Raw genomic sequence first — 11,104 nt, 5'->3', positions numbered from 1 at the left:
CCGCCAATGGACGGTTCCAGGAAAGCGAACTCTATGGCCGAATGATCACACTCAGCGCTACCTCGGTCGAAGGCCTGGCGGTGACGATAAGCTTTCCACGAACACTACCGCTATCTGCCGGGCAGCATGGTCTCGAGGACCCCATCGCGACGGACGAGGCCGTGGAAAAGCGCCGCCGCAAGATGCATCAACACAAGAGCGAAGAACGCGAAGGCAAGATAGTAATGCGTGCTCCAGAGGAGTGCGTGCAGGGTGTCGCTCTGCGGCAGTATCGGGGGGAGCCTTATGCCGCCATAGAGCACGACTGGATAAGCGGCGGCGGACAACATCGCCCACCCGATCAAGGGCATCCCTATCATCAGCACGTACAAACCTACGTGGGACAGATGGGCGGCAAGCTTCATCGGTTCCGGAAGGTCTGCGGGCAACGGTGGAGCGCCGGATATGAAGCGAACAACGAGGCGAACCAGGGCAAGGACAAGAATGGCGATCCCTAGCGTCTTGTGCGTCAGCAAGAGCGGCACATACTCACGTCCGATGGTGGAAACCATTCCGACGCCGATGAATAGCATTGCCAGGATGCCTATCGCCATCAGCCAGTGCAACAAGCGCTGGATGGTGGAGAATCGTGTCTTGATGCCGTTCGTCATGGCTTCGCGCTCGCTCCTGTTCGAGGATAACTGCTCGCTTCCGATGTCCGCAGATCATAGGATTTGGCATAGGCTGCCGAGCGGGCCGCGGGGAACGGATCATCGGAAACCTTGATTCCGTCAGGCAGGATGGTCGGATCGAAATTGATGTCACGGCACGGGCCGTCCGCCTCCGGCTCTATTTTCTGCACGACCAGAGTTCCAGCTTCGACAGTACGCCGCCCCGGCGGCCAGGCCTTGGTAGGATCTGATATTGGATCGGAGGGATCGGCCACCGTCAGCACGAGCGTCCAACGCTGAGGCGACGTCGCAACGCGCTCGGTTATATCTTGCTCAAGATGATTGGCGCCGAGCTTGGCGAAGTCTTCGGCCGTGATCGCAGCGGCCTGCGCCTCCGGACGCAAAGACCAACGAACGGCGTGCTCTGCGCCCGACCCATCCTTGAACATGAATGCGTTGAGGCTGTTGAAAGCCACCTCGGCGTAGCTGGCCGTCCAGGGAGCCGTGGTCGCCCACTCGCCGAACGCAGCGAATTCTGGATGCGCTGCCACAAACCCCTTCATCGCTTCCGGATTCTTGCTCGCAGACGCATTCAGCAAGTCGTAGAAACCTTGCGGCGTGGAGACCGCGAAAACAGGCGGATCGATCAGAGCCATCCGCCAGACGTTGCCGTCAGGCGCCGAGATCTGCACGCCAATGCCCCGAACTCGAACTGTCGGATCGGCAGCATTCGGGTCCGGCGTTGCGAGGTTGAAGCGGCCAAGGACGGGGTACTGTCCGGCGGCAAGCATTGACGCCCGTGAAATCGCACTACCGTTCCCGTTCGCTTCGAATGTGCCAGTGAAGCAGACGCCCTTTGCGTGGTTTCTCCGATGTCCGAGAGCGGGTCCGCCAGGAGGCGCTAACGCATTTACGAGCTTCGTCGACGTAAGGCGGTCAGGACTGAGCCATCCAGCAGTGTAGGCAAACGCGCCGACGCCGAAACCTATGACGGCCGCTATCAATACGAGGGATCCTAGGGCGGAACGCTGCGGGCTAGGCATCCAAGACTCTCCCTTCGTGCCAGTTCAACGCGGTGCGGGGGCTTCGATTTCAGTACACAATGAGAAGTAGCCGGGTTCTATGCGCAGGGCGCACAGGGAAGATGCCACCGTCGAGCTGCCAGGTCAAACCCTCACCGCGAACAGTCCTGGAGCTCGGCTGGCGTGCCAAGGGTTTGCATTCTATGCGGATTTGGATAGTGCTCTCGCCAGAAGACGCCCCGGAGTACGAATTGAACAGACCGCATTCGGGGGCATTGCTGACGTGCAATAAAAAAATGGCTTGAGCAGTTGAAGCAATGGGCGGGGGCCGTTAAACGCGACGTCATTGGCACACCGAAACTGCCGCGCAGCTTGTGCAAGTGCAATCCAAAGGTCACGATCTGCGCGTTAGGGGCATTTTTTATGAAGTATATCGCTACGTCGGTATCGGTTGTAAGTGCGTTTCTCTTTGCCTACGACTGGTTCAATATCAACATCAAATATCTGGTTTATATGCTGGTCCTGATTGTTGCGTCTATTTTTGGCGCCCTCGTCGCTCACGCCTGGCGAGAAGACGAGTAGGACCCATAAAGGGCTTGCATCATCTAGGAAATCTCGGTCGTGGACAAAGCGTAAGGGCGCTTATCTTAAAGCTCTGCATATAAAAAAGAGAGCCGCGTGCTTGAGCACCTGAAGAGCATGCTTATACACATGACCGGCTGCAGGCTTCCCAGTACCCATCCTCCAAAGGAATGGGCGCCTATTTTGGCCGTCTGATGAAATTCAATGTTCTTATAATCTTGTGTCGCCTTGGCATGTGCAGGCTCTTCTCTCGATGCACCGGCATCGGGGCTGCGCGGCATCCGCCATTGGGCCTAAACTGTCAGCGTCGTAGCGCCTTTCGGTTGGTGGCATTTGCGACAACATTCGGGGAGGTGCGGCCGAAGGGGTGGAAGGGCACACGTCCCACATTCCACATACCATCCTCAAACCCTGCGCGCCCGCCGGTCGCCTCCCATAGACGTAGGCACGCACCTCACCTCATCCGCCCGCCAGCAACGCCCTTGCGCTCTCCTCATCCGTGATCAGCGCGGTTGCGAGTCCGGCGCGTACGGTGGCGGTGAGGATGGCGTGTTTGTGGATGCCGCCCGAGGCGACGATGCGGCAGGGGATCTTGCGGTAGTCGGTGAGGTCGGGGGCTAGCACCTGTGCGTTCAACGGGTGGGCGACGGGACGGCCCTCGGCATCGATATAGCGTCCGAGCAGGTCGCCGACAGCGCCGACGGCGATGAGGTCACCGACGTCGGTTCCGGCCGGCAGGCCATAGCGCACCTGCAGGGATTGCCTGGTCACGTCGCCGACGCTCAGATAGGAAATATCCACTTCGCAGGTCTGGCGGAAGATGCGCTCGAAGACCGATTGCGTGATGATCGCCTCGCGCGATTGCGGGCTCTCGGCATAGATCGGTGCCGCGAAATAGTGGCATTGCGCCTTCAGGACCTGCGCGAAGGCGCGCACGATCTCGAACGTGTTGATCTCCGAGCCGCGTGTCAGCCCGCCCATCATCGAGCGCAGCTCGATCCCGGGCTCGCTTGCCGGCGTCATGTTGGTGACGGTCTCGCGCAGCGTCGCGCCCCAGCCGACCCCGATGGAGCGGGGCTTGCGTGCCTGAATCAGCCGGTCGAGATAGGCGGCCGCGCCGCGGCCGAGCGCCTGGTGCAGAAGCTGCGGATCGGCAGGGGTGGGCACGACGACTGCCGCCTCCAGGCCGAAACGTTCCTGCAGGCGCGATTCAAGCTCCATGCCGGCGGCAAGCGGCGAGGCGAAGTTCACCCTGACGATGCCTTCCTCAAGGGCTGCGGCCAGGAACTCGTTCACCCGGCGACGGGTGAGGTACATGCGCTCGCCGATCTGCGCCTGCGTCAGCCCCTCCACGTGATAGAGCCAGGCCGCCCGGATTTTCAGTTCATGCGATTCCATCAATCCCCCATCCCAAATGTGCCCTAAATGCCTTGGTGTTACATATTTCACATTGGTGTAACATATGTAACGTAATGCCGTGTGCATGACGATAGAACTTCTGATCTTCGATTGCGACGGCGTATTAATCGACAGCGAGCCGGTGGCGAGCGGCACGCTGGCGCAGGCCCTGCAGCGCGCCGGCGTTCCCTTGAGCCAGGCTGAGGTCCACCGTCGCTTCACCGGTCTTTCGGGGGAGGCGGCCGGCCGGCTCTGTCGCGAGGAACTCGGCCTTGCCGATCCGGACCATGTCTTCGCCGATGCCAAAAGCGCGCTCTACGCGGAATTTTCCCGTTCGCTGCGGCCGATGGCCGGCATGGAAGAGCTGGTGCGGAATGTGAAGCAGCGCAAATGCGTCGCGTCCAACAGCGACATGGAGAGGCTGCGCCGCAGCCTCGGTCTTCTGGATCTGTGGACGGAATTTGCCCCGCATATCTACAGCGCCGAGATGGTGGCGAGGCCCAAGCCTGCGCCTGACCTTTTCCGTCTCTGCTCCGAAAATCTCGGCGTGGCGCCGCACCGCTGCCTTGTCGTCGACGATAGCGCGCTCGGGATTACGGGTGCCGTGGCGGCCGGCATGGCGGCGATCGGCTTCGTCGATCCGGCCGATCCGCGCCGCGGACGGCACGAGGCGCTGAAGGCGGCAGGCGCTCTGCAAACGGTGGAGGGAGCGGGCGAACTGGCGCGCGCGCTCGAAGCGTTTTCGGGGGAAACCGCCGCTTCGCCTGCAAGCAAACCGGCTGTTCCCGCCGCCGGCTGATCTCGTCGCGCGGGGCCTTGCCTCACGCGCTGGAACGGCTCTTCGCGGCATCCGCGACGGGCGTCTTTATTGAAAAATTCATGAAGCCGTCAATCCGGTGACATCTAGCTGATTTTAACAACGAAGACCACGAGCCGGGGGCCCGTCGGTCAAGACACAAGGAGTTTCCGATGATTTCGATCAATCGACGCGGCGCGCTCGGCCTGCTCGGCGCGACCGCCGGCACGCTCATCCTGCCGCGCCTCGCTTTCAGCCAGGCCAAGCGTCCTTCCATCACCGTCGCGGTGCAGAAGATCACCAACAACAACTCGCTCGACGTCTATCACGAGCAGTCCAACGTCGGTGAGCGCATCTTCTATCCCAACCTCTGGGAAGGCCTGATCCTGCGTGACTGGATGGGCAATCAGGGTCCGGTTCCGGGTCTTGCCACCGAGTGGAAGCGTATCGACGACAAGACGCTCGAGCTGAAGCTGCGCCAGGGCGTCAAGTTCCACAATGGCGATGAAATGACCGCCGAGGACGTCGCCTTCTCCTTCTCCAAGGAACGCGTGTTCGGCAACACGGAGCCCGCCGGCGGCAAGACAATCTTCGAAGCCGACCATAAGCCTGCGACCGCCAAGGAACTGCCGGCAACCGTTCCCGGCGTCGGACGTCGCCTGTGGCCGGCGCTCGCCGGCATCGAGATCGTCGACAAGTACACCGTGCGCCTGCACAACACGACGCCCGACGTGACACTGGAAGGCCGCCTCTATTCCGGCGGCAGCCAGATCACCAACCGCCGCGCCTGGGATGAGGCCGCAAGCTTTACCGAATGGTCGCGCAAGCCGATCACGACCGGCCCCTACATGGTCGGCGAGTACAAGCCGGACGTTTCGCTGACGCTCGTCGCCTTCGACGAATATTGGGGCGGCCGCCCGCCGCTCGAACAGATCCGCTTCGTGGAAGTTCCGGAAGTCGCCTCGCGCGTCAACGGCCTCTTGTCCGGCGAGTACGACTTCGCCTGCGACCTGCCGCCGGACCAGATCGCTGCCGTGCAGGCCGCTCCCGGCTATGAAGTCCAGAACTCGACGATCTGGAACCACCGCATCTCGGTCTTCAACACGCAGAACCAGATCCTTGCCAACCCGCTGGTTCGCCGCGCCATGACCCATGCCATCGACCGCCAGGCGATCGTCGATGCGCTCTGGGCCGGCAAGACGGTCATCCCGGCCGGCCTGCAGTTCGAATCCTTCCGCAACAGCGACATGTTCATCGATGGCTGGGCGCCCCCGGCATTCGATCCGGCGCTCGCCAGGGACCTCTTGAAGCAGGCCAATTACAAGGGCGATGCGATCCCCTACCGCCTGCTCAACAACTACTACACGAACCAGACGGCCAACGGCCAGATCATGGTCGAGATGTGGAAACAGGTCGGCCTCAACGTCGAGATCGAGATGAAGGAAAACTGGGCGCAGATCCACGATCCCCAAGGCATCAAGGGCGTGCGCGACTGGTCGGCTGGCAACTCGATCAACGATCCGATCACGCCGATGGTCGTGCAATTCGGCCCGAACGGCGAAGTGCAGCAGAAGAAGGACTGGACGAACGCGGAGATGAACAAGCTCGCCGTCGTCATGGAAACCTCCACCGACCGGGCGCAGCGCAAGAAGGCGATCGCCCGCATGCTGGAAATCGCCGAGCGCGAAGATCCCGTCTATCAGGTCCTGCACCAGAATGCCGTCTTCACCGGCATGAAGTCGTCGCTGAAGTGGAAGGCCGCTCCGGCCTTCGCCATGGACTTCCGCGCCACCAACTGGTCGATCTGATCGGTCCGTCACTCCGGTCTCCGGTGGCTAAAGCGCTGCCGGAGATCCTCTTTTTGCGGCAACAAAGAGCGGGGATGAAAGATGGGCGCGAACGGCTCCAATCTCGTGGAACTGCGTGATCTGACGGTCGCCTTCGACGGCGTGCGGGTTCTCCACGGCATCGATCTCGATGTCGCCCGAGGCGAGGCGCTCGGCCTCGTCGGCGAATCCGGCTGCGGCAAGTCGGTCACATGGCTTGCAGCCCTCGGCCTGCTGCCCGGCAGGGCGAGCGTTTCCGGCTCGGTGCAAATCGAAGGTCGCGAACTCATCGGCGGATCGCGCACGGTGCTCGAAAGCGTGCGCGGCAGCCGTATCGCCATGATCTTCCAGGACCCGTCCAGCTCGCTCAATCCGGTGCTGCGCATCGGCCGGCAGATTTCCGAGGCGCTGTGGGTTCATCGCGGCCTGCGCGGCGAGGCGGCAAAGGCCGAGGCGCTGCGGCTGATCGATATGGTCGGCATTCCCGATTCGCGCCGCCGCTTCGATCTCTACCCGCACGAATTTTCCGGCGGCCAGTGCCAGCGCCTGATGATCGCCATGGCGCTCGCCGGGCAGCCCGATCTTCTGATTGCCGACGAACCGACCACCGCGCTTGATGCGACGATCCAGGCCCAGATCCTCGATCTCTTGATCCGCCTGCGTGCCGAAACCGGCATGGCGACCGTTTTCATCAGCCATGATCTCGGCGCCGTCAGCCAGGTCTGCGAGCGCGTCTGCGTTATGTATGCCGGACGCATTGTGGAGGAGGGTAGTGTCGACCAGCTGTTCTCCCAGCCGCGCCACCCCTATACGCGCGGCCTGTTCGATGCCATTCCGCGCCTCGACGGCGGCCGCGAACGGCTGATCCCCATTCCCGGCACCGTTCCCAATCCGAAACATCTGCCGGAGGGCTGTTCCTTCTCGCCGCGCTGTTCGCGCGCCGTTGAGGCCTGTCGCAGCGAGCGCCCGCCGCTCGTTTCCCTCGACGGCGGCCGCAAGCTCGCCTGCACGCGCCCGGTGCCCGTCGCGGATGCCGTCGAGACCCGGTCGTCCCGTATCGCCGAAGGCCTGCTGCAATGACGCCGCTCATCGAAGTCCATGATCTCGTCCGGATTTATCAGATCCGTCGCGGCCTCTTCGACCGCCCGACGCCGATGCGGGCCGTCGACGGCGTTTCGCTCTCGGTCATGCCGGGCGAAACACTCGGCATCGTCGGCGAATCAGGCTCCGGCAAATCGACGCTTGGGCGCATGCTGCTCGGCATAGATGATGCACAGCAAGGAAGCGTGCGCTTCCAGGGGCAGCCGATGCCGGCGCGCCATACCGCGGAATGGCGGGCACTGCGCGCCAAGATGCAGCTCGTCTTCCAGGACCCGCTCGCAGCGCTCGACCGCCGCGTAACGATTGCGAAGCAGATCGCCGAGCCGCTTGATATCCACAAGCTCATTCCCAGGGAGCATCAGGGGTCGCGCGTGACGGAGCTGATGCGGGCCGTCGGGCTACGCGATGACCAGGCCGACCGCTATCCCCACGAACTTTCGGGCGGCCAGCGCCAGCGCGCCGTGATCGCCCGGGCGCTGGCTTCGCGGCCAAAACTGCTCGTCTGCGACGAGCCGGTTTCGGCGCTCGACGTCTCCATCCAGGCGCAGGTCGTCAACATGATGCGCGACCTGCAGGAAAAGAACGGCATCGCCATGGTCTTCATCAGCCACGACCTGAAGGTGGTGCGCAACATCGCCGACCGTGTCGCGGTCATGTATCTCGGCCGCATCGTCGAGGAGGCTTCTTCCGACGTCATCTTCCGCGCCCCGCAGCATCCCTATACGAAGGCGCTGGTCTCCAGCGTGCCCATTCCCGGCAAGCCGCTGGAAGGCCGCGTCATCCTGCAGGGCGAGCCGCCGAACCCGGCCAAGCGCCCCTCTGGCTGCGCCTTCCATCCGCGCTGTCCGCTGGCCCGCGACATCTGCCGTTCCGTCGTGCCGGAGCTCCAGGGGATCGGCGAGTACCGCACCGCCGCCTGCCATGTCGTGGCGGGCGAGACCACGCCGGTGGCTGCATAGGGAGGGTTCCATGATCCGTTTTGTACTCGTCCGCCTGTTCCGTGCGATGGTGACCATCATGGCGGTCGTCACCTTCGCCTTCGTGGTCCTGCGCATGTCGGGCGATCCCGCCATGGTGATGCTCGGGCCTGACGTGCCGCGGGAGGCGGTCGATGCCTTCCGCAAGGCATGGGGCCTCGACCAGCCACTCTGGATCCAATATCTCGCCTATATCAAGTCGATCTTCACCGGTGATTTCGGCGTCTCGATGCGTGACAAGGCATCCGCAATCCAGCTGGTGCTGGAACGTGTGCCGGCGACACTGCAGCTGACGGTGCCGGCCCTCATTCTGAAGCTCGTCTTCGGCATTCCGGCCGGCGTCTACGCGGCGCTGCACCGACAAAGCTTCTCCGATCGCGGCGTCATCCTGCTGGCCGTCCTCGGCTTCACCATTCCCTCCTTCGTGATGGGACTGCTGCTCGTGCTGCTCTTCTCGGTCATCCTCGGTTGGCTGCCCTCGGGCGGGCAGGATACCTGGGTGCACGGCATTCTGCCGACGCTGACCATGAGCATCGGCGGCATCGGCATTCTCGCCCGCTTTTCGCGCAGTGCCATGATCGAGGTGATGGGCCAGCCCTATATCCGCACCGCCTCGGCCAAGGGGCTGACATTGCGCGACGTGGTGTGGAACCACGCATTACCCAATGCGGCAGTGCCGATCGTCACGATCGTCGGCTTCATGGTCGGCTCGCTGATAGCAGGCGCGGTCGTAGTGGAATCGATCTTTTCCTGGCCCGGCATCGGCCGCCTGCTGGTGGTCTCCGTCAGCAATCGCGACCTCGCCGTCGTTCAATGCATCCTGCTGATCATCGCCGCCGTCATGGTCCTGTCGAACCTCGTTGTCGACCTGCTCTACGGCTGGCTCGATCCGCGCCTTCGCTCGCACGCGGCCGGACATTGAGGAGAAAGCCGATGGCAACTGTCGATCTCGCCGGTACGCCGGCTTCCGGAAAGCCGAACCGCCTCGTCTCCTTCCTGCGCCGCAACGTGCCGCTCTCGGTGGCGTTCGGCCTGCTGTGGCTTGCGGCAATGGTGCTGACCGCCATTTTCGCCGATACCATCCGCCCGTTCAACATCACGGCCATGGATCTCAGCAGCCGGCTTTCGGCGCCGGGCGGGCTCAAGCATCTGCTTGGCACGGACGAACTCGGCCGCGATGTGCTTTCGCGCCTCATCCAGTCGATCCGCGCCTCGCTCGTCATTGCCTTCGGCGCGACGATCCTGTCGGCACTCTTCGGCACGTTGCTCGGGTTCCTGGCGGCGCAGCTGCGTGGCTTTGTGGAGCATCTGGTCCTGATGCTCGCCGATTTCCAGGCGGCACTTCCCTTCCTCATCATGTCGCTCGCGGTGCTCGCCTTCTTCGGCTCCTCGATGCTGCTGCTCGTCTGCCTCATGGGTTTTTACGGCTGGGAGCGCTATGCGCGCATCGCCCGGGGCCTTGCCATTGCCGCCGGCGCGCAGGGTTATGCCGCGGCGGTGGTGCAGCTTGGTGCCACACCTTCGCGCGTCTACCTGCATCATATCCTGCCGAACGTAGCCTCGACGCTGATCGTTTCCATGACCCTCACTTTCCCGGAAATCATCCTGATGGAAAGCGGGCTCTCCTTCCTTGGCCTCGGCGTGCAGCCGCCAGAAACCAGCCTCGGCAACATGGTGGGCTTCGGACGCGAATATCTGACGCGCGCGCCCTGGATCATGCTGGCGCCCGCCGCCGTCATCATGCTGACGACGCTTTCGATCTCGCTCGTCGGCGACTGGCTGCGCGACAAGCTCGACCCGACGATCCGCTAATGCTTATGAAATCAACAGGTTGAAGGATATTTCATGACGCTTATCACCGGCCACCGCGGCGCCCGCAACCTCTGGCCCGAAAACTCGCTCGCCGGCTTCCGCAACGCGACCGCGCTCGGGGTCGATGCCATCGAATTCGACGTGCACCTGACGCGCTCGGGCGAACTCGTCGTCATCCACGATGCGACGCTGGAACGCACCGCCGAAGGTGTGGGCCCGGTGCAGGACCTGTCGGTGGAAGCCCGCAAGGCCGTCAGGTTGAAAGGCACGGACGAGGTCATTCCGACGCTCGCTGATGTGCTCGACGTGCTTGCGGTCAACAAGGGCATCGACCTGCATGTCGAGATCAAGATCGACGAGACCGGTACGCCCTATCCTGACATTGCCGCGCGCGTCGCAGCCGAGCTTTTTCGCTTCGGTGTCGGCGAACGTTCCTACCTGACCTCCTTCGATACGTCGGTGCTGGAGGAGTGCCGCCTTCACGCGCCTGATGTTTCCCGCCTCGTCTCCGTCAACGCCGCCTGGGCCGAGAAGCAGGGCGGGCTCGCCGCCTTCATCGACCGCCTGGACGGGCTGGTGGAGTTCGTTGCCATTCATCACGAGTTGATGGAAGCCGAATGGGACTTGATCCGCAGCCGGCTGCCGCTCGACCGCCTCTGTGTCTGGACCCTCAACGACGAGCCCGGCATCCGCCACTGGCTGGAGCGCGGCATCGGCAGCCTGACCTCGGACAGCCCGGATCTGGCGCTGAAACTGCGCGCCGGCATTGCTGCGTGAGCTATGGCTTTGCCTCTTCGCCCTAGCGGGGGAACGGCCCGTTAACCCTGTTCCATGGATCAATGACGCGGTCATGGCGCTGTGCTTTCTGCTGGTCGGCTTGGACATCATGCGAAATGGTCGACGGCCAGCTTTCGTCCTCATATCGAAAGCGGCACCACCG

Annotated in this window: 11 protein-coding genes; 8 read left to right on the top strand and 3 right to left on the bottom strand. The window is 63.0% G+C overall.

The features are described from left to right. Window positions 1-110 precede the first annotated feature (110 nt). Together PMI11_RS14915 and PMI11_RS14910 are read right to left on the bottom strand one after the other, a co-directional pair. Complete coding sequence (locus tag PMI11_RS14915; RefSeq protein WP_007818392.1) at window positions 111-650, bottom strand: cytochrome b; 540 nt, start codon at window positions 648-650, stop codon at window positions 111-113. Next, complete coding sequence (locus PMI11_RS14910; RefSeq protein WP_007818390.1) at window positions 647-1,693, bottom strand: catalase family peroxidase; 1,047 nt, start codon at window positions 1,691-1,693, stop codon at window positions 647-649. The genes PMI11_RS14915 and PMI11_RS14910 overlap by 4 nt, the downstream gene beginning before the upstream one ends. A gap of 288 nt (window positions 1,694-1,981) precedes the next feature. Here PMI11_RS14910 and PMI11_RS14905 point away from each other — a divergent pair, with 288 nt between their 5' ends. Continuing rightward, the gene (locus PMI11_RS14905; RefSeq protein WP_037071401.1) at window positions 1,982-2,254 is read left to right on the top strand and encodes a hypothetical protein; all 273 of its coding nucleotides are present in this window, start codon (window positions 1,982-1,984) and stop codon (window positions 2,252-2,254) included. A gap of 459 nt (window positions 2,255-2,713) precedes the next feature. Here the strand turns inward: PMI11_RS14905 and PMI11_RS14900 are convergent, their stop codons facing one another. Beyond that, window positions 2,714-3,652 (bottom strand): sugar-binding transcriptional regulator, encoded by a 939-nt coding sequence (locus PMI11_RS14900; RefSeq protein WP_007818386.1) that lies wholly within the window; start codon window positions 3,650-3,652, stop codon window positions 2,714-2,716. 85 nt (window positions 3,653-3,737) lie between these two features. On the opposite strand from PMI11_RS14900, the gene PMI11_RS14895 reads away from it, so the two are divergent. The 7 genes from PMI11_RS14895 to PMI11_RS14865 all read left to right on the top strand — a co-directional run bounded on the left by PMI11_RS14895 (window position 3,738) and on the right by PMI11_RS14865 (window position 10,941). Then, a complete protein-coding gene (locus tag PMI11_RS14895; RefSeq protein WP_007818384.1) occupies window positions 3,738-4,451 on the top strand; it encodes an HAD family hydrolase in 714 nt (237 codons plus the stop codon). 170 nt (window positions 4,452-4,621) lie between these two features. After that, entirely contained in the window at window positions 4,622-6,256 is a 1,635-nt protein-coding gene (locus PMI11_RS14890; protein ID WP_007818381.1) for an ABC transporter substrate-binding protein, read from the top strand. Window positions 6,257-6,337: 81 nt separating this feature from the next. Continuing rightward, complete coding sequence (locus PMI11_RS14885) at window positions 6,338-7,354, top strand: ABC transporter ATP-binding protein (RefSeq protein WP_007818380.1); 1,017 nt, start codon at window positions 6,338-6,340, stop codon at window positions 7,352-7,354. Then, window positions 7,351-8,334 carry an ABC transporter ATP-binding protein gene (locus tag PMI11_RS14880; protein ID WP_007818379.1) on the top strand — a complete coding sequence of 328 codons (984 nt, stop codon included), beginning with the start codon at window positions 7,351-7,353 and terminating at the stop codon, window positions 8,332-8,334. Before PMI11_RS14885 ends, PMI11_RS14880 begins: the two co-directional genes overlap by 4 nt. 10 nt (window positions 8,335-8,344) lie before the next feature. Next, the gene (locus PMI11_RS14875) at window positions 8,345-9,274 is read left to right on the top strand and encodes an ABC transporter permease (protein ID WP_007818378.1); all 930 of its coding nucleotides are present in this window, start codon (window positions 8,345-8,347) and stop codon (window positions 9,272-9,274) included. A gap of 11 nt (window positions 9,275-9,285) precedes the next feature. Beyond that, window positions 9,286-10,164 carry an ABC transporter permease gene (locus tag PMI11_RS14870; RefSeq protein ID WP_007818377.1) on the top strand — a complete coding sequence of 293 codons (879 nt, stop codon included), beginning with the start codon at window positions 9,286-9,288 and terminating at the stop codon, window positions 10,162-10,164. Window positions 10,165-10,197: 33 nt separating this feature from the next. Continuing rightward, window positions 10,198-10,941 carry a glycerophosphodiester phosphodiesterase family protein gene (locus PMI11_RS14865; protein WP_007818376.1) on the top strand — a complete coding sequence of 248 codons (744 nt, stop codon included), beginning with the start codon at window positions 10,198-10,200 and terminating at the stop codon, window positions 10,939-10,941. Window positions 10,942-11,104 lie beyond the last annotated feature (163 nt).

Origin of the sequence: Rhizobium sp. CF142, assembly GCF_000281145.1 — a bacterium.
Lineage (GTDB): Bacteria > Pseudomonadota > Alphaproteobacteria > Rhizobiales > Rhizobiaceae > Rhizobium.
The sequence above is the reverse complement of the archived record's forward strand: the minus strand, read 5'-3'. Positions and strand labels throughout refer to the sequence as shown.

Coding starts and splice junctions, on each gene's coding strand:
- PMI11_RS14895 (WP_007818384.1), top strand. CDS start 3,738: ATGACGATAGAACTTCTGATCTTCGATTGCGACGGCGTATTAATCGAC.
- PMI11_RS14875 (WP_007818378.1), top strand. CDS start 8,345: ATGATCCGTTTTGTACTCGTCCGCCTGTTCCGTGCGATGGTGACCATC.
- PMI11_RS14890 (WP_007818381.1), top strand. CDS start 4,622: ATGATTTCGATCAATCGACGCGGCGCGCTCGGCCTGCTCGGCGCGACC.
- PMI11_RS14865 (WP_007818376.1), top strand. CDS start 10,198: ATGACGCTTATCACCGGCCACCGCGGCGCCCGCAACCTCTGGCCCGAA.
- PMI11_RS14910 (WP_007818390.1), bottom strand. CDS start 1,693: ATGCCTAGCCCGCAGCGTTCCGCCCTAGGATCCCTCGTATTGATAGCG.
- PMI11_RS14885 (WP_007818380.1), top strand. CDS start 6,338: ATGGGCGCGAACGGCTCCAATCTCGTGGAACTGCGTGATCTGACGGTC.
- PMI11_RS14880 (WP_007818379.1), top strand. CDS start 7,351: ATGACGCCGCTCATCGAAGTCCATGATCTCGTCCGGATTTATCAGATC.
- PMI11_RS14915 (WP_007818392.1), bottom strand. CDS start 650: ATGACGAACGGCATCAAGACACGATTCTCCACCATCCAGCGCTTGTTG.
- PMI11_RS14900 (WP_007818386.1), bottom strand. CDS start 3,652: ATGGAATCGCATGAACTGAAAATCCGGGCGGCCTGGCTCTATCACGTG.
- PMI11_RS14870 (WP_007818377.1), top strand. CDS start 9,286: ATGGCAACTGTCGATCTCGCCGGTACGCCGGCTTCCGGAAAGCCGAAC.